Origin of the sequence: Arthrobacter sp. G119Y2 (genome assembly GCF_038069765.1) — a bacterium.
GTDB lineage: Bacteria > Actinomycetota > Actinomycetes > Actinomycetales > Micrococcaceae > Arthrobacter_B.
On the sequence record NZ_JBBPFS010000002.1, the window covers coordinates 253,946 to 277,989 of the forward strand.

Consider the following 24,044-nt stretch of genomic DNA (forward strand, 5'->3'; position numbering starts at 1 on the left):
CGGCCCGGACGCAGAGCCGGATGACGCCCAAAACGGTCAGGGAACGCGGTGGTCCGGACGGTAAACTTCACCGGTTGTTTCGGATCAGAGGAAGTTTTTTATCGTGAGTCTAGACGCGGCACCGGCCGCACAGGACCGGCGCTACCGGCCCGAAGTGCAGGGCCTGCGCGCGCTGGCCGTGGTGCTCGTGGTGGTTTACCACGTGTGGCTGGGCCGGGTGTCCGGGGGAGTGGACATTTTCCTCCTGATCTCGGCGTTCCTCCTCACCGGCTCTTTTGTCCGCACGGTCGAGTCCGGCCGGCCGCTGGAATTGGGCCGCTACTGGCTGCGCCGGTTCAAGGGACTGCTGCCCGCGGCCGCCGTCGTGCTGGCCGCAGTGCTCGCCGCCTCCGCCTGGCTCCTGCCCAAGAGCGAATGGAACGCGGTCTTCACGCAGGCCTGGTCGTCGCTCTTTTACGTCCAGAACTGGACCCTGGCCAACAGCTCCGTGGACTACTACGCCCGGGACAACAGCTCGGCCAGCGCCCTCCAGCACTTCTGGTCCCTTTCCGTCCAGGGACAGGTTTTCCTCCTGTGGCCGCTGATCTTCGCCGGAGCGGCAGTCGCCGCCCGCCGGCTGGGGCTGCGCTACCGGCACGTCCTGACGGGCGTCTTCGGAGCTGTCTTTGCCTGCTCGCTGGCTTTTTCCATCTGGCAGACGGCCGCCAACCAGGGCTACGCCTACTTCGACACCCGGACCAGGCTCTGGGAATTCGCGCTGGGCTCACTGCTTGCCCTGGTTCTGCCGTACCTGCGCTTCGGCCGGGTGCCGCGCATCGTCATGGGCTGGGCCGGTGTGGCAGCGATGCTCAGCTGCGGCCTGGTGCTGCAGGTCCAGCAGCAGTTCCCCGGGTACATGGCGCTGTGGCCCACCCTGGCTGCAGCCCTGATCATCATCGCCGGCGACACCGGCAGCGCCGCCGGAGCCGACCGCTTCCTGTCCGCCAAACCGCTGGTCGCCATGGGGAACACCTCCTACGCGCTGTACCTCTGGCACTGGCCGGTCCTCGTGTTCTGGCTGGTGGCCGCCGATAAGGAAAACGCCGGGCTGCTGGACGGGGCTGCGGTCATTGCCGCGTCATGTGCCCTGGCGGTGCTGACCACCCGGCTGGTGGAAACACCTTTGGCCGCCTGGGCCCGGCCCCACAACCGGCTCTGGCGCACCGCCGTCGTCGTTGCCGCCAGCCTGGCGCTGGTGGCGGCGCCGCTGACCGGCTGGCAGGCCTCGGTCCGCAGCCAGGAACAGGCAGCCAACCGGCAGTCGGTTGTGGACAACCCCGGTGCCCTGGCGCTGGACCCGGGCTTCGAATTCGCCGGCTCCCGGGAGGCCGCGGTCAAGCCTTCCTCCACGGGGATGGGTGCTGAATGGGCACGCACCGACGGAGCCTGCGAAGAAACGTACATGCCCGCGGATCCGCTGCTGGACGGCTGCCTTCGCGTCGGAACGGGGGAGGGGGCGGCCCGGACCGTCGTCGTGCTGGGGGACTCGCACGCCCAGCAGTGGCTTTCCGCCCTCGGCCCCGTGGCCAGGGCCAACAACTGGCACCTGATCGCACTGCTGAAGCCGGGCTGCCGCTACGGCGCCGAGTCCGAAAGCCGCACCCCCGAGTGCAATGCCTTCAACGCCGCGTCCCGGAACTACGTGCTGGAAACCGCGCCTGACGCCGTCTTCACCGTCGCCTCGGTGACGGCGCCCAGTTCCCAGGACGAGGTCCTCGCCGACGGATACGAAGCGGGCATCGCCGGTTTCGCTGCTGCCGGAACCCATGTGCTGGCCATGCGCGACAATCCCCGTTTCGACTTCGACATGGTGAAGTGCCTGGCTGCCAATGACCTCTCCACGCAGGCGTGCACCCTGCCGCGCAGCCAGCTGCTGGCCCCCGTGTCACCGCTGACGGAACTGGACGGCCTGCCCGGAGTCCATGCCGTCGACATGACGGACCAGCTCTGCACTGCGGATGAGTGCCCCGGGATTATCGGCAACATGTTTGTCTACATGGACTATGACCACTTGGGGCGGACGTACCTGGAGACCACCGCGCCCGAACTTGCCCGGCGGATCCTGCTGTCCCTGGGCTGGGAGGGAACCGCTGTGACCGATACCACGCGCCAGCTTTTGGAATAGGGACGCGGTGGCTTTCGTTTTAGGATGTAAGGAAGCCAACCGGTCCTTTCCCGGTTCTCCTCCATCCCTCCGGTCCCCCGCGAAAGAGGCGTAGTTTTGAGCCAGCAGTCCCCAGAGCATGATCCGTTCGGCTTCATCGGCCTGACCTACGACGACGTCCTGCTGCTGCCCGGCCCGACGGATGTCATCCCGTCCGAGGCAGATACGTCTTCCCGCCTGTCCAAGCGGATCACCGTGCACACCCCGCTGCTTTCCGCGGCCATGGACACGGTCACCGAATCCCGCATGGCCATCGCTATGGCCCGCCAGGGCGGTCTTGGCGTCATTCACCGCAACCTGTCCATCCCTGACCAGGCCGAGCACGTGGACCGCGTCAAGCGCAGCGAATCCGGCATGATCACCAACCCGGTGACTATCTCCCCGGACGCCACCCTCCAGGAACTGGACGACCTCTGCGCCCACTTCCGTGTCTCCGGCCTGCCTGTCGTTGACGCGGACAACAAGCTGCTGGGCATCGTCACCAACCGCGACACGCGCTTCATCCCGCGTGCGGACTACCCCCGCCGGCTGGTCAACGAGGTGATGACCCGCATGCCGCTGATCACCGGCCGCGTGGGCATCAGCGCCGAGGAAACCATGGAGCTCCTGGGCAAGCACCGCATTGAAAAGCTTCCCCTGGTTGACGCTGACGGCCGCCTGCAGGGCCTGATTACGGTCAAGGATTTCGACAAGGCCGAGCAGTACCCGCTGGCCACCAAGGACGATGAGGGCCGGCTGCGCGTCGGTGCGGCCATCGGCTTCTTCGGCGACGGCTACGAGCGCGCCATGACCCTTGTCGAAGCCGGCGTGGACATTCTGGTTGTCGACACCGCCAACGGCCACAGCGCCGGAGTGCTGGACATGATCTCGCGCCTGAAGAAGGACCCCGCCGTCGCGCACGTGGACATCATCGGCGGCCAGGCGGCAACCCGTGAGGGAGCGCAGGCACTGATCGACGCCGGTGCCGACGCCATCAAGGTGGGCGTGGGCCCCGGCTCCATCTGCACCACCCGCGTAGTGGCTGGTGTGGGCGTTCCGCAGGTTACCGCTATTTACGAGGCCTCCAAGGCTGCGATTCCGGCCGGCGTGCCGCTGATCGCGGACGGCGGACTGCAGTACTCCGGCGATATCGGCAAGGCCATCGTGGCCGGCGCCGACACCGTGATGCTCGGCAGCCTCCTGGCCGGTTCCGCCGAAAGCCCCGGGGACCTGGTCTTCGTCAACGGCAAGCAGTTCAAGTCCTACCGGGGCATGGGCTCCCTGGGCGCCATGCAGAGCCGCGGCAAGAACACGTCCTACTCCAAGGACCGCTACTTCCAGGCCGACGTTCCCTCGGACGAGAAACTGATCCCCGAGGGCATCGAAGGCCAGGTGCCGTACCGCGGCCCGCTGTCCGCCGTCGCGCACCAGCTGGTGGGCGGCCTGCGGCAGACCATGTTCTACACCGGAGCCCGCACCATCCCCGAGCTGAAAGCCAAGGGAAAGTTTGTCCGGATTACTCCGGCCGGGCTGAAGGAATCCCACCCGCACGACATCATGATGACGGCGGAAGCACCGAACTACGGCACCCGCCGCTAAGGTTCCGGCACCGGACCCGCAAGACCGCGCTGCGCAGCGGCCGCCGCCCGAAGGGGAGGCGGCCGCTGCCGCTTTAAGCACCGGGGCGTGGCTGGGATAACCTAGGGGTGTGAGTAACGAGATTGAAATTGGCCGTGGCAAGCGTGGGCGCCGAGCCTACTCCCTCGATGATGTGGCGATTGTGCCGTCCCGGCGTACCCGGGACCCGCAGGACGTTTCAATCAACTGGCAGATAGATGCCTACCAGTTCGAAATGCCGGTGATGGGCGCACCGATGGACTCGGTCATGTCTCCCGCCACCGCCATCGCGATGGGCCGGCTGGGCGGCCTGGGCGTGCTGAACCTGGAGGGGCTCTGGACCCGCTACGAGGATCCGCAGCCGCTGCTGGACGAAATTGCCGTCCTGAGCGAAGACAACTTCAATCCTGCGGCCACCCGCCGGCTGCAGGAAATCTACGAGGCCCCGATTCAGGCCGAGCTGATCACCTCCCGCCTGGCCGAGGTCCGCGAAGCCGGTGTGACCGTGGCCGGTTCCCTCACCCCGCAGCGCACCCAGGAGTTCTACAAGACCGTTCTGGCCGCCGGCGTGGACATCTTCGTCATCCGCGGCACCACTGTTTCGGCCGAGCACGTCTCCAAGACGGTCGAGCCGCTGAACCTGAAGCAGTTCATCTATGAACTGGACGTGCCCGTGATTGTCGGCGGAGCAGCCGGCTACACCCCGGCGCTGCACCTGATGCGCACCGGCGCCGCCGGCGTGCTGGTTGGTTTCGGCGGCGGAGCGACCACCACCACCCGCCGCGCACTGGGCATCCACGCGCCGATGGCCACCGCCATCGCCGACATTGCCGAAGCGCGCCGGGACTACATGGATGAATCGGGCGGCCGCTACGTGCACGTCATTGCCGACGGCGGCATGGGCACCAGCGGGGACATCGTCAAGGCCATTGCCATGGGAGCCGACGCCGTGATGCTCGGCTCCGCGCTGGCCCGCGCCGAGGAAGCCCCGGGCCAGGGCTGGCACTGGGGCCAGGAAGCCCACCACAGCGAACTGCCGCGCGGGGACAGGGTTCGGCTGGACACCGTGGGTCCGCTGCAGGAGGTCCTCTGGGGCCCCTCGCACCACACCAACGGGACCTCCAACCTCATGGGTGCCCTGCGCCGCGCCATGGCCACCACGGGTTATTCGGATGTGAAGGCATTCCAGCGCATTGAGGTCCTGGTATCGCCCTACCTATCCTCCATGTAGTTACTTAGAGTTACAGGGAGCGGCTGCAGGAAATGCAGCACCGGCAGGATCCAGAGAGGAATGTCGACGATGAGCAAAGACGCACTCAGTCCCCAGTACCGTGAAGAAGCCCTGGCCGCCCTGCGGGCCACGGCCGAACCCGGCGAAGAACTGGACATCCTGATCGTTGGCGGCGGGGTAGTGGGTGCCGGTGCTGCTCTGGATGCCGTGACCCGCGGGTTGAAAGTGGGCATGGTGGAGGCCCGCGACTGGGCCTCCGGCACGTCCTCCCGTTCCTCCAAGCTGATCCACGGCGGCCTGCGCTACTTGGAAATGCTGGACTTCGCACTGGTTGCCGAAGCCCTCAAGGAACGCGGCCTGCTGATCCAGCGGATTGCCCCGCACCTGGTGAAGCCGGTTCCGTTCCTGTACCCGCTGACGCACCGCTTCTACGAGCGCCCCTACGTGGGCGCCGGGATCCTGCTCTACGACACCATGGGCCTGACCTCAGGAAACTCCCGCGGCGTGCCCATGCACAAGCACCTCAGCCGGAAGGCGACGCTGCGGGCAGCCCCCAGCCTCAAGGATGACGCCATGATCGGCTCCATCCGCTACTACGACGCGCAGGTGGACGACGCCCGGTATGTGGCCACCATGGCCCGCACCGCCGCGCATTACGGTGCCGCCGTTGCCAACCGCGTTGCGGTGGTGGACTTCCTCCGCGAAGGCGAACGCGTGGTTGGCGCCCGGGTCAAGGATTCCGAATCCGGCCGGGAATTCGATGTCTTTGCCCGCCAGGTGGTCAACGCCACCGGGGTCTGGACCGATGAGACCCAGGCTATGGTCACCGACCGCGGCCAGTTGAAGGTCCGTGCCTCCAAGGGCGTGCACCTGGTGGTGCCCCGGGACCGGATCCAGTCCACCGTGGGCATGATCCTGCGCACCGAAAAGTCGGTTCTCTTCGTCATTCCCTGGGGCCGGCACTGGATCGTCGGCACCACCGACACGGACTGGAACCTGGACAAGGCACATCCGGCCGCCACGTCGGCGGACATCGACTACATCCTGGACCACGTGAACAAGGTGCTCAAGACCCCGCTGACCCGCGAGGATGTCGAAGGCGTGTACGCCGGGCTGCGTCCGCTGCTGGCCGGGGAAAACGACTCCACGGCCAAGCTGTCCCGCGAACATGTGGTGGCCCACCCGGTGCCGGGACTGGTAGTGGTTGCCGGCGGCAAATGGACCACCTACCGCGTGATGGCGAAGGACGCCGTGGACGAGGCTGCCCGGGCCCTGGACGAGAAGGTGCCGGAAAGCTGCACCTCCACCATCCCGCTGCTGGGCGCGGTGGGTTACAAGGCGGACTGGAACCGCAGGCACCGCACCGCCGAGGAGTACGGCGTGCACGTTGCCCGGGTGGAGCACCTGCTGAACCGCTACGGTTCACTGGCCACCGAAGTGCTGGAGCTGATCCGCCGGGATCCGGAGCTGGGGGAGGCCCTGCCCGGAGCGGACGACTATCTGAAGGCGGAAGTGGTTTACGCAACCACCGCGGAAGGCGCCCGCCACGTGGAGGACGTGCTGGCCCGGCGCACCCGCATCTCCATCGAATCCTGGGACCGCGGCGTATCCGCCGCACCCGTGGCTGCCGAGCTGATGGCACCGATCCTGAACTGGGACCTGGACCGGGTGGAAAAGGAAGTAGCCCATTATCTGGCGCGTGTGGAGGCCGAACGGCTCAGCCAGGAGCAGCCGGACGACGTATCGGCGGACGCCGCACGGCTGAAGGCGCACGACATTGCGCCCCTCGCCTGAGGTGGCACCTGAACTCTCCCTGAACGAGAAGGGCGCCGTGCTGACAGAGCCCGGCATGGTCATTCTCGAGATGGAAGCCGCCGACCGCAGCGACGCCGCCGCGCAGCTCGCGGAGCGGATGTACCGGCACGGGCGGATCAGCAACCTCGAAGCGTTCCTGGAACAGGTCAACGCCCGGGAACACCAGATGGCCACCGGCCTGCCCGGTGGAATCGGGATGCCCCATGCCCGCAGCGAGTACGTTGCGCAAACCTCGATCGCGGTGGGCATTACGCGCTACGGATACAGCATCGACTTCGGAGCATCCGACGGACCGGCGACAGTGATCCTGCTCATTGCCACCCCGGCCGGAGCCTTCTCGGAACACCTGGAGGTCCTGGCCACCCTGGCCCGTTCGCTGTTCCGGCCGGCCTTCCGGGAGTCGCTCCGCCGCGCCAACGACGCAGAAGTGATTGCCGAACTGATCAATTCCTCGCTGGTCTTCTTTGACCACTGACTCCGCCCCCGCCATCGTCCGGGCAGGCAGGCATTGGGTTTTCTACACGGGTACGAAGTACGGTTAAGGCGTGCTGAAAACTGCCCTGCAACTCCGCTGGATCGCCGCGCTGCTCCTTGCCCTTGCGATCTCCACGGTCTTTGTTCTCCTGAGCCAGTGGCAGTTTTCCACTGCGGAAAGTGAACTTCCGCCGTCGACCGACCGCACCGAAACGGTGCGGCCGCTGACCGAGATTTTCACCCCCGGGGTGGAACTCTACGGAACAACCGCCGACCAGATGGTGTCGATGACCGGATCCTTCCGCACCGACGACACCGTGCTGATCGACAACCGGCTGTACGACGGCGACAAGGGCTACTGGGTGGTCACCGCCTTTACCGTTGACGGAGCCCCCAACGACGCCGTGATCCCCGTGGTCCGCGGGTGGGTGGCCGAGCCCGGCGATGCCGTTCCCGCGCCCGAGGGCGAAGCCTCCGTCACGGGCCGCCTGCTGCCCCCGGAAGCGCCGATCCCGGAACCCATAGAGGACGGCATCCTGCCCAGCCTGGCCAGTGCGGAGCTGATCAATGTCTGGGACACCCCCGGCTATTCCGCCTTCGTGACCGCCAATGAGATCACCGTGAACGGCGAAGCCGCCGACGCCGGGAACATGCAGGTGGTTGACGTGCAGGCCCAGCCGCAGGAAACATCCGTGAACTGGATGAATATCTTCTACGCCATCGAATGGGTTGTCTTCGCCGGGTTCTCCGTGTTCCTGTGGTGGCGACTGGTCGCCGATGCCCACCGCCGTTCCCTTGAGGACTACGACGACGAGTACTACGACGACGATGACGACGACGATGACGACGACGATGACGACGACGGCGGCCTGTCCGGCCGTCCGGTCCCGAACAGTGAGGTCCAGCAGTGAATGACCCGGCAGTGAACGATCCGGCAGTGAACGACCCGGCAGTGAACGATTCAGCAGTGAGCGATTCAGCAGTGAACGGTTCAGCAGCGAACGGCCCGGCACCCGCGGCAACGAAGAAGCCCCGCCGGAAGAAGCGCCGGTTTGGCGGCACCCACGCCCAGATCCGCTCGGCCCTGACGTTCTACAAGGTGTCCTCCTATGTCACCGGTGTGTTCCTGCTGCTGCTGTGCATCGAGATGATCCTGAAGTACGGCATGAAGATCGAAGAGATCACCGTTGGCCCGCTGAACCTGTTCACCGGAGTCCTCATCGCCCACGGCTGGCTGTACGTGGTGTACCTGCTGGCTGACTTCCGGCTGTGGCAGCTGATGCGCTGGCCCTTCTCCAAGTTCATCCTGATTGCCCTGGGCGGCGTTGTTCCCTTCCTCTCATTTATCGTGGAAAGCCGCACCCACAAGCAGGTCCTGGCGGAACTGGCTGCCCATCCGGAAGCTGCAAAGCGCTACTAAGGGATCGCCTGCGGCAGCTCATGCAGCGAACCGATGTGCGGCGCGGTTGTTCCGGCGACTATCCTTGAACCGTGACTAATTCCGCGACCCCTCCCATTGAAGAGCGCCCTGTCCTCGTTGTGGACTTCGGCGCCCAATACGCCCAGCTCATTGCCCGCCGGGTGCGCGATGCAGATGTTTATTCCGAAGTGGTTCCCCACACCTGGACCACCGAACAGATCATGGCCAAGAACCCGGCAGCCATCATTCTTTCCGGCGGCCCCTCCAGCGTTTACGCGGAAGGTGCTCCCGCCGTCAGCGAAGGCCTGTTTGAAGCCGGCGTGCCGGTCCTGGGCATTTGCTACGGCTTCCAGGCGATGGCCAGCGCCCTCGGCGGCAAGGTCGCCGAGACCGGCCTGCGCGAGTACGGCTCCACCGACGCCACCGTGGTGGGCGGCGCCCGCTCCATCCTCGAAGGCACGCCCGAGCACCAGAACACCTGGATGAGCCACGGCGACAGCGTCCAGGAAGCCCCTCCCGGGTTCGATGTCCTGGCCACCACCGCCGGCGCTCCGGTTGCCGCCATTGCCAACGAAGAGAAGCGCCTCTACGGCGTTCAGTGGCACCCCGAGGTCAAGCATTCCGCCCACGGCCAGGCCGTGCTGGAAAACTTCCTCTTCAAGGGCGCGCGGCTGGACCGCAGCTGGACCACCGGAAACATCGTGGAAGAACAGGTTGAGCGCATCCGCGAGCAGGTGGGCAACTCCCGCGTCATCTGCGGGCTGTCCGGCGGCGTCGATTCCGCCGTCGCAGCCGCCCTGGTGCAGCGCGCCGTCGGCGACCAGCTGACCTGCGTCTTCGTGGACCACGGACTGCTGCGTGAAGGCGAAGCAGAGCAGGTGGAGCGCGACTTCGTGGCCTCCACCGGCGTCAACCTCTACGTCGCCAACGAGCAGAAGCGCTTCCTCGATGCCCTTGCCGGCGTCACCGATCCCGAAACGAAGCGCAAGATCATTGGCCGTGAGTTCATCCGCGCCTTTGAAGAAGCCGAGCGCGCCATTATGGCCGAAGCGGCTGCCGCCGGTGAACCCATCCGTTTCCTGGTCCAGGGCACCCTGTACCCGGACGTCGTCGAGTCCGGCGGCGGAGAAGGCGCAGCCAACATCAAGAGCCACCACAACGTGGGCGGGCTTCCCGAGGACCTGAAGTTTGAGCTCGTTGAGCCGCTGCGGGCCCTGTTCAAGGACGAAGTCCGTGCCGTGGGTGCCGAGCTTGGCCTGCCGGCGGAAATCGTCGGACGCCAGCCGTTCCCCGGCCCCGGCCTGGGCATCCGCATCATCGGGGAAGTCAACCAGGAACGCCTGGACCTGCTGCGCCGCGCCGACGCCATTGCCCGCGCCGAGCTCACCGCAGCCGGCCTGGACAACGACGTCTGGCAGATGCCGGTGGTTCTGCTGGCCGACGTCCGCAGTGTCGGCGTCCAGGGTGACGGGCGGACCTACGGGCACCCGATTGTGCTGCGCCCGGTCTCCAGCGAGGACGCAATGACCGCTGACTGGTCGCGCCTGCCGTATGACCTGCTGGCACGCATCTCCAACCGCATCACCAACGAAGTTGATGGAATCAACCGAGTGGTCCTGGACGTCACGTCCAAGCCGCCGGGAACCATCGAGTGGGAGTAGATTAATCGCGGGGGACAGCCTAACAGGCTGTCCCCCGCGTTGCTATGCCGGGCAAACCGGGCAAGAAGCGATAGTTTGGAAGGTATGCCAATTTGGTCAAGAACGCCGCGCGGAAGTGCAGAAAAGAGGGCACCAGTGTCTGAGCAGAATCCCGGGGACAACGCCTCGGACTTCCTGCTGCCCTGGCTGGGACAACTGGGACAGCATGCCGGATCGGACACGCTGCTGCATTTCACCCCTTCAGCCTCCAACAGCATCGACCTCACCCACGCGCATCCTTCCGGCCTCGCGCAGCTGCTCGCAGGACGCCGGACCCGGCTGTCCACGCTGCTGCGTGACTCGGAGCAGTACGGCGCAGCTATGAAGGCCGGGCGCCTCCTGCGCGCCAAGATCTACGAACTGGGCACCGACCGCGGGATCGACGTCGGCTACCTCGCCGCCGGGACCGCTTCCTGGCGCTACGCCGACGACGACGCCGTGCGCCCGGAATCGCTCACCGCTCCGGTCCTGCTGACCCCGGTGTCGCTGACCGTGCATCCCTCACAGGACGACTACGAGCTTCAGCTGACCGACAAGGCCGCCCTGAACCCCGCCTTCGTCCGGCACCTGCAGCACGAACAGGGCCTGGATATCGATGTGGAGTCCCTCGCCCGGCTGGCGTACGGGACCGCACGCTTTGATCCCCACCCGGTGCTGGAAAAACTGCGGGCCGTCACTGAAGGCGTCCGCGGTATCAACATTGAACACCGGCTGCTTGTCTCCACCTTCGCCGACCTGTCCGACCTCGCCGAAGACAGTGCGCTGGACCCGGCCCATCCGATTCTTCGGGGCCTGATGGACGCCGCCCGGGGCAAGAGCGCTGCTGCTCCCGCCGCCAAGGATCCGGGCCTTCCTTCGCTGGATGACCGCCTGCCGGCCGACGAGCTCCTGGTGCTGGACGCCGACCGCGAGCAGCAGGACGTCCTGGACCTGATCCTGGACGGGCAGTCCCTGGTCGTTTCTTCACCGCCCGGGACCGGGCAGACGCAGACCGCGCTCAATGCGGCCGCGGCACTGGTCCACGCCGGCAAATCGGTCCTGGTGGTAGCTGAGCGCCGCGGCACCCTGAACCAGTTTGTTTCCGAACTGGACGCCCTGCACCTGGGCTCCGCCGTGCTGCAGCTCAATGCCGGACTCACGGAACAGCAGCTGAAGGACCAGCTGGTCCGCGCCATCGTGCGGAACGAGAAGGCAGCCGCCCCGGATCTCGAGAGCCTGCACAAGGTCCTCGTGGCCAACCGCCACCAGCTGCGCGACCACGTGAAGTCGCTGCACAACGTACGCCGCCGCTGGGGCTGCTCGCCGTACCAGGCCATGCAGTCCCTGGCCGAGCTGACCTCCATGACTCCCGCACCGGCGACCACCGTCCGGCTCAAGCGCAGCGTCCTGGACAGCATCACCGACCGCACCGAGCTGACCGGCCGGCTGCGCCGGGCAGCCGAACTGGGCAGTTTCAGCCGCGCCGCCACCACCAGTCCCTGGTTCGGCGCGAAACTGCTCAACCGCAAGGAAACCGAAGAAGCCTACGAACTGACCCAGAGCCTGGCCCGGGATCTGCCGGAGCTGCGGGCCAAGGTCCAGGCCGTTGCCGAGCACTCCCAGATCCGCCTCGGTGAGACCTTTGCGCAGTGGGGCGAGCAGCTGGAGCTGCTGGTCGCCGTGCGGGAGAGCCTCGACAAGTTCACCCCGGACATCTTCGACCGCCCGGTGAGCGACCTGATTTCCGCCACGGCTTCCTCCTCCTGGCGCCGTGAGCGCGCCGTGGATATGAGCTCCATGACCCGTTCCCGGCTCCGCCGGGTGGCCAAGGAATACATTCGGCCCGGCGTGCACATTTCGGATCTGCACTCCTCGCTCGTCGAGGTTCAGCAGCAGCGCGCCACCTGGGCACGCTACGCCACCACCCAGCGGCACCCCTCGGTGGCCACGGGGCTGGCTGATATCAACCGGTCCTACATCACGGTCAAGGAACAGCTGGACACCCTCACCTCAATCCTCGACGGCACGCCGGGCAAGCCGAACCTTGCCGAGCTGACGCTGGATGAGCTGGAGAAACAGCTCGATGCCCTGGCCGGAGACCGGGAAACCCTCGAGACCCTGCCCGAGCGTACCCTGCTCCTCGACGAGATGCGCGGCCAGGGCCTGGGCGAGCTGCTGGATGACCTGGAAGCCCGGGAAGTCCAGCCCCGCCAGGTGGGCTACGAGCTGGAACTGGCCTGGTGGCAGTCCGCCCTGGAAGCGATGATCAGCGGCGACGATTACCTGGCGATGAGTGACGGCGACAGCCTGCGCCGGCTGGAGGCCGAGTACCGGCTGGCCGACAACGCCCATATTGCCTCGGGCAGTTCCCGGGTGCGGTTTGCCCTGGCAGACCGCTGGCGGCGCGGAGTCAAGGCTTCGGCCGCCGACGCGGCGACGCTGCGCGACGCCATCAAGAACGGACCGCTGAACCTGCAGGAACTGTGCAGCCAGCCGAAGGAACTCGTTTCCGCTCTGCTGCCGGTCTGGGCTGCGAGCCCCCTGGTTCTGCCCATGGTCCTGCCCGGTGACCGCAGCTTCGACACCGTCATTGTGCTCGACGCCGAGTCCACCTCCCTGCAGTCCGCGGTTCCGGCGCTGGCCCGTGCCGCGCAGGTTGTTGCCTTCGGCGACGGCCAGCTGGGCGGACCCCGGCCCTTTACCATCGGCGTCGAGCCGGTGCGGCCGGCGGGGGAGCAGCATGACCTCGTCAGCGCCTTCGAAGCCCTGTCCCAGGTCTTGCCGACTCGGACCCTGTCCACGGTGTACCGCGGAACCGACCGCGAGCTGCTGCATCAGCTGAGCCGCAGCTTCTACGAGGACCGGCTCACCACGGTGCCGCGCGGCACCGATGTGTCCTCGGACGAGCGGGCGCTGGTTGTGGAGTACCTTGCCGACGGAACGGGCATGCCCAGTGCCGACCACGAGGGCGTCGAAAGCGTCGCCGCCGAGGTCAACCGGGTAGTGGACCTGGTCTTCGAGCACATCCGCCGCCGGCCGCACCAGTCCCTCGCGGTGGTCACGGCCAGCCCGCGGCACGCCGTGCGCGTGGCTGAAGCCATCCGGGTGCAGATGGCCAACTTCCCCTGGGCCTCCGACTTCTTCACTCCGGGCAAGGAATCCTTCCGGGTGGTTCCCGTGGACCGCGCTGCCGGACTGGTCCGGGACTGCGTGATCTTCTCGCTCGGCTTCGGCCGCACCCCGCACGGGCGCGCACTGCACACCTTCGGCTCCCTGTCTGCCCCCGACGGCCGGGGGAAGTTCTTGACCGCCATGACCCGCGCACGCAGCAAGCTTCATGTCCTCACCTGCTTCCGCCCGGAAGACCTGGACAAGTCGAGGCTCGGCTACGGTGCCCTCGACTTCTACGACCTGATCAGCCGCGAGCTGTCCCCGGCCGCCGGTTCCGGTGCCGTCCGGCGCATGGACGAGGGAATTACCTTCGGCGGTTCCGCAGGACATGACGGAACTGCCGGCGGAATCATGGACGAAGACCCGCTGGTGGCGGACCTGGTGAACCGGCTGCGGGCCCGCGGTGCGAAGGTCTGGGACCACTACCAGGGTGCGATCGACATCGTTGCCACAGTGGACCGCAGCAGCGCCGAGAACGATCCGACTGTGCCGATGGCCATCGAGTCCGACGGCACCGAGCGGTACCGCACCATGAGCGTCCGGGAGCGCAGCCGTCTGCGGCCGCAGCTTCTGGAACGGCTGGGGTGGCGCTACATGCCGCTGTGGACCATCGAAGTCTTCAGCGACCCGTCCGCGTGCGCCGATTTGGTGGGACGTTACCTGAACCTGCCGGCGCCTAAGGACGGCGAGGAAACGGCAGCCCGCTCCGCCGCGGCGGTCCGGGGATCAATGGCGCGGCGCGGCAGCCAGCCCGTTGTCCCCCACGGCAGCAGCCGCATCCGGGAACGCGGAACCGTCTCCGGCGACAAAGAGACGGATCCGCGAATTCCCGGTACGGAGGCTCCCGACGCCGGGGCCCCCGGTGCGGAGGCACGGCGGCCGTGAGCCCCCGGAAGCCGCACCGGCGGGCCAGCAGCGGAGGTACGGCCCCGGATCCGGAGAAGAAACCGGGCTCCGGGCCGGCGGGGGAGCGCTCAGCGGCGGCAGAGCCTTCCGTGGTGGTGGAGCCCGCCGTGCCGGCCGAGCCCTCAGTGCTGAAAGAGCGGGCCGCGGACGACGATCCGCGGGTCTGGGGTGACGGTCCCGAGGACCGCGATTCCTGGCTGCTGGAACAGCGCCCGCCGCACTGGGACTGAGAAAAGCGGCATCAGCCTCCTGTGAGGACCAGATGGATCCGGCCGGACCCGGAGGCTGCAGCCAGCGCCGCCGCCTCCTCCGGAGCAGCTGCCAGCACCACGACCGCACCGCTTTCCCCGGAGCCGGGCCAGGAATCGGCGCCGTCCGACGCCGTCCACAGAACCGGGGCGTCGGCTGCGAGCACGGCGGGGGCACCTGTTCCCTGAACGTCGTTCTCGGAACTCCCGAGAACAACGTCCACGAGTTGGCCGGGCGAAATCAGCTGGACCAGGGCAGGATCCGCGGGACGGACTGAAACGGCAACGGAGCCCGGCGGAGCTCCGGTCAACAGCCCGGTGCCCACCAGCGACGTCTGCATCAACGGACTGCCCTGCTGCAGGGGAGTGGCCAGACGCCGCCCGGCGAGTTCGGCCGCATCCGAAAAGGAGTCCGGCGGCACGCCGGAGGCAGCCAGCGGGACGGTACGCAGATCCCCGCTCGTGAGCAGTGCTCCGGCAGGGAGATCAGCTGCCGCAACCACCAGCAGGACCTTTCCCGGGTCCGGCGGCAGCAGCGCCTGGACGGCTGTTCCGGCGGCGGCGCAGCACAACAGGGCGGCGATCAGCCGCCGGCGGCGGAGGATAAACCGCCGCAGCCGCAGGGAGAGAGCGGCGGCGGGGCCGGCATGCGGGGCTGAAAAAGGAAGCACGGTCCGACGCTAGGCGTCCGGAGCACCCGGCGGGGGAGCGCAGCGCAGCCGGTGGACAGCCAGCGGTCCCGGGCGGTTGTCACCGCCGGTGGGGAGGAGCTATTCGGCGGAGGACCCTGAGCCGGCCGCTGAACCGGCGGACTGCGATGCCGAGGATGAAGCGGACTTGGCTGCCGGGGTGCTGCCGGAGGAGCCCTCGGACTTGGCGGGCGCCGCCGGAACGCTGTTCTTAGCGTCCCGGGAATCGGTGCGGTAGAAGCCTGATCCCTTAAAGACCACTCCTACGCTGTTGAACTTCTTGCGCAGGTTTCCGCTGCAGGACGGGCACACGGTGAGCGTGTCGTCGGTGAACGACTGCTGGATGTCGAAAGCGGAACCGCAGTCCTTGCAGGCATAGGCATACGTAGGCACTGTTACTTACTCCTCCTGAAAACCAAGATGTCAGGTCCCTGGCCCCGCTGGTCCGTTGGAAAACGGCAGCTGGCACTCGGTGGCCTTGAGTGCTAACTATACACCGGGTGCCGTATGCGCCGGGCGCCGGGGAAGGTCCGTCCACCCCGAGGGTGTCAGGACAGCGTCCATCGGCTGGTCGAAGACATCGGCCTGCCAGCGGCCCGCCGGGGCAAATTCGTGGTCGTAAACGACACCCGCCGCGGGAGCGGGATTTCCGGACAACCGCAGCCCGGACAGGAACCGGTCGTAGTAGCCGCCGCCCTTCCCCATCCGCACCCCGGCCCGGTCAACGGCCAGCGCCGGCACCAGGATGAGGTTCAGTCCGGGAAGATCCGCTGCGGACAGCCGCGGACCCGCGGGCTCCGGAACGGACGGGAAAAGACCCGCCACCAGCGGTGCTCCCGGGCTCCACCGGCACCACAGCAGCCGGCGGTCCGGCTGACAGACGGGGACAACGACGTCGTATCCCTTTTCCCGCAGGCCTTCCAGCAGAGGCGCAGTGGCGGGTTCGCGGCCCGCGGACAAGTAGGCTGCCACTGTGCTGCCGGGCGGAATCAGTGCAGGAACGGCCGCCAGCGCGTGCTGTGCCAGGGACGGGCCGGCTGCCAGCACGGCGGCGGGGGACAGCTCGCGGCGCAGCCGGCGGTATTCTTCCCGGACCAGTTCCTTCATTGCGGGGCCTGCTGAGTCCGTCATACATCCATTGTTGCAAATTGCCCGCCGGCAATTGTTCTAAGGGGCAGCGGCAAAAGGGCGGTATTTGGTGCAAACGGGCTGCGCTTATGTACTCTTACGGACATGACTTCACGCGCCACCGTAACCAAAGCCGTTATTCCCGCCGCCGGGCTCGGTACCCGTTTCCTGCCTGCCACCAAGGCCATGCCGAAGGAAATGCTGCCGGTGGTGGATAAGCCCGCCATCCAATATGTGGTGGAAGAAGCCGTTAATTCGGGCATGTCGGACATCCTGATGATTACCGGCCGCAACAAGCGTTCGCTGGAAGACCACTTCGACCGCGTTCCGTTCATCGAAAAGACGCTGGAAGACAAGGGCGACCTGGAACGCCTGGCCATGGTTCGCGCAGCCTCTGAACTCGGTGAAATCCACTACCTGCGCCAGGGTGATCCCAAGGGTCTGGGGCACGCAGTGCTGCGTGCCAAGCTCCACGTGGGCAACGAGCCCTTCGCCGTGCTGCTCGGTGATGACCTCATTGATGCCCGGGATGAGCTGCTGAAGCAGATGGTTGAAGTCCAGGCGAAGACCGGCGGCTCGGTTATCGCCCTGATTGAGGTGGAGCCCGAGCAGATCAGTTCTTACGGCTGCGCCGACATCTCCGTGGTCGAGGGCGAAGACTACGTCCGCGTCAACAAGCTGGTGGAAAAGCCCTCAGTGGATGAGGCCCCCTCCAACCTGGCCGTGATCGGCCGCTATGTGCTGCACCCGGCCGTGTTCGGCGTGCTGGAAGAAACCGGCCCCGGCCGCGGCGGCGAAATTCAGCTGACCGATGCGCTGCAGACGCTGGCGGCACAGGAAGAGGGGGAGGGTGCCGGAGTCTACGGCGTCGTCTTCCGCGGCCGCCGGTATGACACCGGCGACAAGCTCAGCTACCTGAAGGCCGTCGTGACGCTGGCTTCCGAGCGCGAAGACCTCGGCCCGGACCTGCGCGAGTGGCTCAAGGACTTCACCGGCACGCTCGAAAGCTGATGCTGTGTGGGGGTCGGCCATCTGGCCGGTGACGCTGGAATGCGGTGATGTGGGCCTGCGGCCCATCCGCTACCGCGACCGGCGTGAATGGACCGACCTCCGCATGCGCAATGCCACATGGATGGCCCCGTGGGAGGCGAGCAACCCGCTGCCCGGCGGTGAGCTTCCCTCCTACGCCGCCATGGTGCGCAGCCTCAACCAGCAGGCGCGCCAGGACGCGGCACTGCCATTTGTCATTACCGAACGCCGCGGCGGGCTGCGCACTCCGCCGGCGATTACCGGACAGCTCACCGTATCCACCATCGTCTGGGGATCGGCCCGCATGGCCACGCTGGGCTACTGGGTGGACGAAGCACGGGCCGGCCGCGGAATAGCGCCGACGGCGGTGGCCATGGCCACCGACCACTGTTTTCGAGTCCTGGGGCTGCACCGCATGGAAATCAACATCAGGCCGGAAAACGCAGCCAGCCTGCGGGTGGTGGAGAAGCTGGGATTCAGGGACGAGGGCCTGCGGGAGCGCTATCTGCATATCGGCGGCCGGTGGACGGACCACCGCAGCTTTGCGCTGACCACGGAGGACGTACCCGAAGGGCTGCTGAACCGCTGGCTGGCCCGACGGTGAGGGCGCAGGCGCCGACTTTTGTGCCTTTTTTGGGCTGAACCCCGACACACCGCCGGTAATGCGCGCCCCCGTGTGCATTAGCTCATAACGTCGTAGATGTGGACTTCCCTCTCAACAGCTCCCTGATCCTGGCCGTTACTGTCGGTCTGTGGCTGCTGTGGGTTGCTCCTTACGTTTTCCGCCGGCCGGGTCTTTCCACGGTGCCGGCCGCCGGTGCGCCAGCTTCCTCGTCAACAGTCATCCGCTCTTCCATCTCCGCCGATGGTCTGTCCCAGCAGGGGAACATTATGTACAACGCCTCCACCGCCCGGCCCGATGCCTCCACCGAAACCTCCGCGCCGCGAACCGGCGCACCGGAGCCCGTCCGGCACCCGGAGTTCCGGATTCATTACGGCCGCACCGCCCTGGCGCTGGCGGGCGCGCTGGCCCTCGCCGCCGTCGTCATTGGCTTGCCGCTGGCAGTCTTCGGCGCTGCCTCGTGGTGGATCCCCGTGGGAGCCTTGGCGGTAGCTGCCGCCGCAACCGCGTCGCTGCGAACCCTGGCCGTGCGTGACCGGAGGCGGAAAGTTGACGCAGCCTTCCGGGCAGCCATGAGCGCGGCCCGGCCGGCATCACCCGTTTTCGCAGCCTCCAGCCCCGCAGCCTCCCGCCCCGCAGCCTCCGTCGACGGTGCCCCCGTTGACGGTGCCCCTGAGGCCCGCGCCGGAGAGCCCGTGCGGCATTACCGCGAGACCGCGCTCTTTGACGCCCAGAGCCCTGCCGGTTCCGGAACGTCCGCCGCCCCTGACGCGCCGTCCGCGGCCTCCGTCACCACCGCACCCGGAGCGGCAGACCGCAGGCCCACAGCGGAGGAACTGCGCACTGCAGCCCTCGAAGTAGCAGCCAAGACGGCGCCGGCCGGGCCGCCGAAGACCTCCACTACTCCCTGGGAGCCCGTAGAGGTTCCCAAACCCGTTTACGTTGAAGCCCCGGTTGCCCAGCGTCCCGCCCCGGAGCCCCTGGTCCTGCCGGAGCCGCCCAAGCCGGCGGCCCGGACCTCCCTGCGTGCTCCGGCTGCCGACAGCACCGACACCGCCGGGACTGCAACTCCCAGCACCGGCAAGATCAACCTCGACGACGTCCTGCAGCGCCGCCGCGCCTAGCAGCCCCTTTTGATGGACCGCAGTCCGGGCGGCCTGCGCGGCGCAGCCGAAGCCGCCTCCAAGGCAGTGCTGGAAGGCCCCGGCATGTCCGGGCCGCTTGCCGCTGCCGTGCGGCCCCTGGGTCTCAGGCCGGTCTCCTGGGTCCATCTGAGGTCCCATCACCGCCCCGGCGCCGGTATCAGCGCCCTGTACCGGGTTGAGGCCGTTCCCCGTTCCGGCTCGGCAGGGAAAGGGCAGCAGGTGCGCCTTCACGTGGGAGCGACCACCGCAGAGCTTGGCGGGGCCGGCGGTCCGGTGGTCCGCGCGGAAGCGGGGAGCACCGCCGTCCGGCTCTGGGTGCATCCGCGCGACCCGGTCCTGACCGGACTGCCCTGGGCGACGGACGCCGGGGCAGTGGCCCGCGGGGTGTTCGGTGCCGGCGCCGCGGGAGCCCGCGCCGAGCTGAAACTGGTGGCCTACCGGCCCCTGCGGCGCGCAGTGGTCCGCGCCGGCTACGAAGGGTCTTCCGCTTATCTGAAGGTTCCCCAGCCCCGGCTGGCCGACGGGCTGCGGCGGCGGCTGCGCCTGGCCGCTGATGCCGGGCTGCCGGTTCCGCCGCTGTTGGCAACGGCCTCAGATGCCGGCCCGGCAGCGGCCGGTGTCCTGGTGCTCGGCGCACTGCCGGGACAGTCCCTGCACCGGGAGCTGCGGACGGCCGGTAACGCGGACTGGGATCCGGCCCTCCTGACCCGCCTCCTGGACCAGCTGCCGGCCGCGGCCATGGCGCTGCCGCGCAGGGCGGCCTGGTCGGAGCGCATTCTTGACTACGGCGCCGGTGCCGCAACAGCCCTGCCGGAGGGGGCGGAACGGATCATCCGCTGTGCGGAGGGTGTTGCAGGCATGGTCCGCTCCACCGACCCGGGCCCGCTGGTCCCCTCGCACGGTGACTTCCACGGCGGTAATCTGCTCGCCGGCGGGGGCGGCCTGCAGATCACCGGCCTGCTGGACGTTGACGCGCTCGGGCCCGGACACCGGGTGGATGATTTGGCCTGTTTCCTGGGACACCTGCGCGTTCTTGCGGCACTGGCACCGGAAAACGCCGCGCTGGGTGCCGCGGCCGAGCGCAGCGCGCGCGTCTTCATCCGGAGCACCGGCGCTGCGGCGCTCTACAGCCGTGCCGCCGGCGTGGCGCTCACCCTGGTGGCCGGGGCCGCGGGCCGCGGCCCCGACGCGGCGCAGCGCACGCTGGCCGCCGCGGAAGAGCTGCTGGCACTCTCCCGCAGCACCAGCTGAACAGGCGCCCCTACGCGGGCGGCACCAGCTTCTGAAGCAGCGGCTCGCTGCGGTACGGAATGTGCTCGTGCAGGGCCAGCACCGTTTCGGTGCGGATCACGCCCTTGATCCGGAGCACTGAGCGCAGGGCCTGCTGCAGGTGCTGCGTGTCAGTGGCGGCCAGCCGGCACCAGACATCGCCGTGCCCGGAAATCTCATGGACCTCCAGGATCTGGGGGAGGGTGCGGAGCCCGGCAATCACGGTGTCCAGTTCCCGGTGCGACACCTCGATGGTGACGAAGGCCAGGACGTCGTAGCCCAGCCCCGCCAGATCAACGTCGCGCCCCCCGGGACGGATGAGGCCGGCCCGGTCCAGATGCTTCAGATGGCTCTGCGTTGTATTCCGGGCGATGCCCAGCGTCTCGCTCAGATCACCGATCTGTGCCCGCGGATTCCGCACCAGCTCCAGCAGCAGCCTCAGATCGAGGGCATCGAGATTGCCCATTGCGCGCATCTCCTCTCAAGGGAAACGGAGAATATTGAACGAAACCGTCAATTTTCGGAGGTTTTGTGCTCTAGAAGACCCTGCAGGCCCCATCCTATAGGGGAAATAATCAAGATTCTCGATGAGGACGCCCAGCGCCGGCGACCCTGCTCCGGCGGGTCCGGCAACGGCGGCTCAGCGAACTGAGAAGGGTAATACACACGCGGTGACAGTCCTGAACGAACTGCGGATGCGGCCGGCCACGGTTGGACGCCGCGAATGGGACGCAGCCCGCCGGCCCCGCCTGCTGCTGACCCTGGCGGTCATGACCACCCTGCTGGTGGGAGCAAACCTCGCCACTCCGCTTTATCCGCTGCTCGGGGTGCGCCTGGGGCTGACCCACTTCGGCGTCACCGTGGCCTTCGCCGCGTACGTCGTGGTTCTGGTTGCGGGCCTGCTGCTGGTGGGACACTGGTCCGACTTCATCGGCCGCCGGGCGGCCCTGGTGCTGGCCGGCGTCGTCAGCCTCCTCGGCGGCGTGCTGTTCGGGACCGCCACCAGCATGGAGGCCCTCATAGCCGGGCGGGCGCTGCAGGGGGCATCCGTGGCCCTGGCCACCGGGGCCAGTTCGGCTGCCCTGCGCGAGCTGCTGCCGCACCGGCCCGAATGGGCCACCCGCTTCACTCTGATGGTTTCCGCCGGCGGTGTGGCTGCCGGCCCCGTTATCGGAGGCCTGCTGTCCCTGCTGCCGGCGCCCACCCTGACACCGTTCCTCATCCACTCCGTGGTGCTCGCCGGGCTGCTGGTGCCGCTGTGCCTGCTCAAGGCGCGCCCCGCCATCGCCACGCCGCCCCTTGGGCGGGCCCTGGCAGCGCTGCGGCCGCGCCGGCTCGCCGTCTCGCACCAGGCCCGCTCCCAGTTCTGGATGGCCTCCGTGACCGGCTTCCTGAGCTTTGCCGTCTTCGGCTTCTACCTGTCCCTGGCACCGACCTACTTTGCCGGCATCGCCGGGACGTCCTCCCGCCCCGTGGTCGGCCTGCTGGCAGCGCTGGCACTTGCGGCTTCTGCCGTCAGCCAGCTCACCGGAATCCGCGGCCGGCTGGTGGTTCCCGCCGGCCTTGCCCTGATGGGCACCGGCGTGGCCCTGATCCCGGCCGCAGGGGCCCTGGGCAGCGTTGTTCTCCTGGTGGCCGCTTCACTGGCCGCCGGTTTCGGCCAGGGGATGGCCTTCCGCGCCGTCTTCAACGATGTCGCGGCAAAGGTGGAAGCTGCGCAGCACGCCCAGATCATCAGCACGGTGTACGTGATCACGTACCTGGGCAGCGCCATCCCGGTACTGGGGCTGGGTGCCGCAGGTGCCGCCTGGGGCCTGCCTGCAGCTGTGGCGTGGTTCTCCGCCGCCATCGCCCTGTGCTGTGCCGCGCTCTGCCTTTATGCACTGTTCCGCTCCCTCCGGAGCCGGCGCGCCTGACGGATGCTCCGCGGAGGGACCCCTGACGTACCCAGCGGCCCGCGCGGAAAGTAGGCTGGTTCAATGCACCTTTCCCGCGAGACGACCACCGCCGGCTCCGGCCGCAGCGTCATCGGGCTCGATATCGGCGGCACCAAGACCCACGGCCTGCTCCTGCGCGGCGGTGTTCCCGCTGCCGAAACGGTGGCCGGCAGCGCCAACGTGCAGAATGTCAGCGCCGAAGAGGCCGCGGCGAACCTTGCCGAGATTTTCACCGCGCTGGACGCCGGTCCGGTTTCCCGGGTGATCGCCGGTTCCGGCGGCATTGACACCGACGACGACGCCGCCGCCCTCCGCGCGCTGATCGCCCCCTTCGTCCCCGGCGCGGCAGTGGACGTCATCCATGACACCCGCCTGATCCTGGCCGCGGGCGAAAGCCCCCACGGAATCGCCGTGATCGCCGGTACCGGATCGGTGGCCTGGGGGCTGGGTCCCGACGGCCGGGAAGCCCGCAGCGGGGGCTGGGGGTATCTGCTGGGTGACGAGGGCAGCGGTTACTGGGTGGCGCGGGAAGGGGTGCGCCATACCCTGCGCAACTTCAACCTCGGCAGGGAGCCGGACGAGCTGGCCCTGGCCATGATGCGGGCATGCTCCGTAACGGAGCCCGTCCAGCTGATCTCCCTGTTTCATGCGCCCGCCGCCGGACGCCGCTACTGGGCGGCCAAAGCCGGCGTCGTGTTTGACGCCGCCCTGCAGGGCAGCACCGCCGGCAGCGAAATCATCGCAGCAGCCTCCCGCCACCTGGCCGGGCTTGCCTCGGACACCGCGCGCCTGCTCGGCATCCCGGGTCCCGTGGTGGTTGGCGGCGGCCTGGGCATGCACCAGCCGCTGCTCCGGGACCGGCTGAAACAGGATCTGGAGCGCGCCGGCCTGGAAGACATCCGCTTCCTGCGCCGGGACCCGGTGTACGGTGCCGGCTACCTCGCGGCGACGGATGTGCCCCGTGGCTGAGGCCTTTGACGTCCGGATCGGTGCGTATGCCGTGGTCATCCGCGACGGCAGCATCCTGCTCTCGCACTGGAACGACCACGGCTATTCCAGCTGGACCCTGCCCGGAGGCGGGCTGGAAGTGCGTGAAGACGCCCCGGCCGCCGTGGTGCGCGAAGTCCGTGAGGAAACCGGCTTCACCGTCGAAACAGAGGAACTGCTGGGGGTGGACAGCATCTTCATTCCGCCTGAACACCGCTTCCCGGGCGAAAACCCCAAGCTCCTGCACGCACTGCGGATTATCTACCGTGCCAAGGTCACCTCGGGGGTGCTGACCCACGAGCTCGGCGGCAGCACGGACCGTGCGGCCTGGGTGCCGCTGGACAGGGTGGCTGACCTGGGCCCCGCACCACTGGTGCACGTGGGGCTGAAGATGGCCATCCGGAACGCCGCCCGTTCCGAATGAACAACTGGACTGGCACCAGCGCGTGTCCTACCGTTTGAACTCACGGCAGGACACCAGCTCCGCAGGCCCCA

General features: G+C 67.8%; 21 protein-coding genes. 17 read left to right on the forward strand and 4 right to left on the reverse strand.

Going from position 1 to position 24,044, the window contains the following annotated elements:
* Window positions 1-103: 103 nt before the first annotated feature.
* The 10 genes from WKB88_RS04920 to WKB88_RS04965 all read left to right on the forward strand — a co-directional run bounded on the left by WKB88_RS04920 (window position 104) and on the right by WKB88_RS04965 (window position 14,725).
* Window positions 104-2,164, forward strand: a complete 2,061-nt coding sequence (locus WKB88_RS04920; protein WP_341393425.1) for an acyltransferase family protein — start codon at window positions 104-106, stop codon at window positions 2,162-2,164.
* A gap of 96 nt (window positions 2,165-2,260) precedes the next feature.
* Complete coding sequence (gene guaB, locus WKB88_RS04925; RefSeq protein WP_341393426.1) at window positions 2,261-3,781, forward strand: IMP dehydrogenase; 1,521 nt, start codon at window positions 2,261-2,263, stop codon at window positions 3,779-3,781.
* A gap of 109 nt (window positions 3,782-3,890) precedes the next feature.
* A complete protein-coding gene (locus WKB88_RS04930) occupies window positions 3,891-5,030 on the forward strand; it encodes a GuaB3 family IMP dehydrogenase-related protein (protein WP_341393427.1) in 1,140 nt (379 codons plus the stop codon).
* 69 nt (window positions 5,031-5,099) lie between these two features.
* Complete coding sequence (locus WKB88_RS04935; protein ID WP_445818869.1) at window positions 5,100-6,824, forward strand: glycerol-3-phosphate dehydrogenase/oxidase; 1,725 nt, start codon at window positions 5,100-5,102, stop codon at window positions 6,822-6,824.
* Window positions 6,825-6,879: 55 nt separating this feature from the next.
* Complete coding sequence (locus WKB88_RS04940) at window positions 6,880-7,320, forward strand: PTS sugar transporter subunit IIA (protein WP_341393737.1); 441 nt, start codon at window positions 6,880-6,882, stop codon at window positions 7,318-7,320.
* 70 nt (window positions 7,321-7,390) lie between these two features.
* Window positions 7,391-8,230 carry an SURF1 family protein gene (locus tag WKB88_RS04945; RefSeq protein WP_341393429.1) on the forward strand — a complete coding sequence of 280 codons (840 nt, stop codon included), beginning with the start codon at window positions 7,391-7,393 and terminating at the stop codon, window positions 8,228-8,230.
* Window positions 8,231-8,301: 71 nt separating this feature from the next.
* On the forward strand, window positions 8,302-8,739 hold the full coding sequence (locus WKB88_RS04950; protein WP_341393738.1) for a DUF3817 domain-containing protein: 438 nt from the start codon (window positions 8,302-8,304) through the stop codon (window positions 8,737-8,739).
* A 71-nt stretch (window positions 8,740-8,810) separates the two neighbouring features.
* Window positions 8,811-10,400, forward strand: a complete 1,590-nt coding sequence (gene guaA, locus WKB88_RS04955) for a glutamine-hydrolyzing GMP synthase (protein WP_341393430.1) — start codon at window positions 8,811-8,813, stop codon at window positions 10,398-10,400.
* 135 nt (window positions 10,401-10,535) lie between these two features.
* Window positions 10,536-14,474 (forward strand): DUF4011 domain-containing protein, encoded by a 3,939-nt coding sequence (locus WKB88_RS04960; RefSeq protein WP_341393431.1) that lies wholly within the window; start codon window positions 10,536-10,538, stop codon window positions 14,472-14,474.
* On the forward strand, window positions 14,471-14,725 hold the full coding sequence (locus WKB88_RS04965; RefSeq protein ID WP_341393432.1) for a hypothetical protein: 255 nt from the start codon (window positions 14,471-14,473) through the stop codon (window positions 14,723-14,725). Before WKB88_RS04960 ends, WKB88_RS04965 begins: the two co-directional genes overlap by 4 nt.
* Window positions 14,726-14,736: 11 nt before the next feature.
* Here WKB88_RS04965 and cpaB read toward each other — a convergent pair whose 3' ends face one another.
* The 3 genes from cpaB to WKB88_RS04980 all read right to left on the reverse strand — a co-directional run bounded on the left by cpaB (window position 14,737) and on the right by WKB88_RS04980 (window position 16,563).
* The gene (gene cpaB, locus WKB88_RS04970) at window positions 14,737-15,414 is read right to left on the reverse strand and encodes a Flp pilus assembly protein CpaB (protein ID WP_341393433.1); all 678 of its coding nucleotides are present in this window, start codon (window positions 15,412-15,414) and stop codon (window positions 14,737-14,739) included.
* 99 nt (window positions 15,415-15,513) lie between these two features.
* A complete protein-coding gene (locus WKB88_RS04975; protein ID WP_341393434.1) occupies window positions 15,514-15,825 on the reverse strand; it encodes an FmdB family zinc ribbon protein in 312 nt (103 codons plus the stop codon).
* A 96-nt stretch (window positions 15,826-15,921) separates the two neighbouring features.
* Window positions 15,922-16,563 carry a 5-formyltetrahydrofolate cyclo-ligase gene (locus WKB88_RS04980; RefSeq protein ID WP_341393435.1) on the reverse strand — a complete coding sequence of 214 codons (642 nt, stop codon included), beginning with the start codon at window positions 16,561-16,563 and terminating at the stop codon, window positions 15,922-15,924.
* A 102-nt stretch (window positions 16,564-16,665) separates the two neighbouring features.
* Here WKB88_RS04980 and galU point away from each other — a divergent pair, with 102 nt between their 5' ends.
* From galU to WKB88_RS05000, 4 genes are all read left to right on the forward strand, one after another.
* Entirely contained in the window at window positions 16,666-17,571 is a 906-nt protein-coding gene (gene galU / locus WKB88_RS04985; protein ID WP_341393436.1) for a UTP--glucose-1-phosphate uridylyltransferase GalU, read from the forward strand.
* A 4-nt stretch (window positions 17,572-17,575) separates the two neighbouring features.
* Window positions 17,576-18,193 carry a GNAT family N-acetyltransferase gene (locus WKB88_RS04990; RefSeq protein ID WP_341393437.1) on the forward strand — a complete coding sequence of 206 codons (618 nt, stop codon included), beginning with the start codon at window positions 17,576-17,578 and terminating at the stop codon, window positions 18,191-18,193.
* A 98-nt stretch (window positions 18,194-18,291) separates the two neighbouring features.
* Complete coding sequence (locus tag WKB88_RS04995) at window positions 18,292-19,335, forward strand: hypothetical protein (RefSeq protein ID WP_341393438.1); 1,044 nt, start codon at window positions 18,292-18,294, stop codon at window positions 19,333-19,335.
* A gap of 12 nt (window positions 19,336-19,347) precedes the next feature.
* The gene (locus WKB88_RS05000) at window positions 19,348-20,607 is read left to right on the forward strand and encodes a phosphotransferase family protein (RefSeq protein ID WP_341393439.1); all 1,260 of its coding nucleotides are present in this window, start codon (window positions 19,348-19,350) and stop codon (window positions 20,605-20,607) included.
* A 10-nt stretch (window positions 20,608-20,617) separates the two neighbouring features.
* Here WKB88_RS05000 and WKB88_RS05005 read toward each other — a convergent pair whose 3' ends face one another.
* A complete protein-coding gene (locus WKB88_RS05005) occupies window positions 20,618-21,091 on the reverse strand; it encodes an Lrp/AsnC family transcriptional regulator (RefSeq protein WP_341393440.1) in 474 nt (157 codons plus the stop codon).
* Window positions 21,092-21,296: 205 nt separating this feature from the next.
* Here WKB88_RS05005 and WKB88_RS05010 point away from each other — a divergent pair, with 205 nt between their 5' ends.
* From WKB88_RS05010 to WKB88_RS05020, 3 genes are all read left to right on the forward strand, one after another.
* Window positions 21,297-22,541 (forward strand): MFS transporter, encoded by a 1,245-nt coding sequence (locus WKB88_RS05010; RefSeq protein WP_341393441.1) that lies wholly within the window; start codon window positions 21,297-21,299, stop codon window positions 22,539-22,541.
* Window positions 22,542-22,604: 63 nt separating this feature from the next.
* Window positions 22,605-23,531 (forward strand): N-acetylglucosamine kinase, encoded by a 927-nt coding sequence (locus WKB88_RS05015; protein ID WP_341393442.1) that lies wholly within the window; start codon window positions 22,605-22,607, stop codon window positions 23,529-23,531.
* Complete coding sequence (locus WKB88_RS05020) at window positions 23,524-23,973, forward strand: NUDIX hydrolase (protein ID WP_341393443.1); 450 nt, start codon at window positions 23,524-23,526, stop codon at window positions 23,971-23,973. Before WKB88_RS05015 ends, WKB88_RS05020 begins: the two co-directional genes overlap by 8 nt.
* Window positions 23,974-24,044 lie beyond the last annotated feature (71 nt).

What these genes read in the sequence shown, in the direction of transcription:
- WKB88_RS04935 (WP_445818869.1), top strand. Translation starts at nt 5,100, where the DNA reads ATGAGCAAAGACGCACTCAGTCCCCAGTACCGTGAAGAAGCCCTGGCC.
- WKB88_RS04940 (WP_341393737.1), top strand. Translation starts at nt 6,880, where the DNA reads ATGGTCATTCTCGAGATGGAAGCCGCCGACCGCAGCGACGCCGCCGCG.
- WKB88_RS04980 (WP_341393435.1), bottom strand. Translation starts at nt 16,563, where the DNA reads ATGACGGACTCAGCAGGCCCCGCAATGAAGGAACTGGTCCGGGAAGAA.
- galU (WP_341393436.1), top strand. Translation starts at nt 16,666, where the DNA reads ATGACTTCACGCGCCACCGTAACCAAAGCCGTTATTCCCGCCGCCGGG.
- WKB88_RS05000 (WP_341393439.1), top strand. Translation starts at nt 19,348, where the DNA reads ATGGACCGCAGTCCGGGCGGCCTGCGCGGCGCAGCCGAAGCCGCCTCC.
- WKB88_RS05005 (WP_341393440.1), bottom strand. Translation starts at nt 21,091, where the DNA reads ATGGGCAATCTCGATGCCCTCGATCTGAGGCTGCTGCTGGAGCTGGTG.
- WKB88_RS05015 (WP_341393442.1), top strand. Translation starts at nt 22,605, where the DNA reads ATGCACCTTTCCCGCGAGACGACCACCGCCGGCTCCGGCCGCAGCGTC.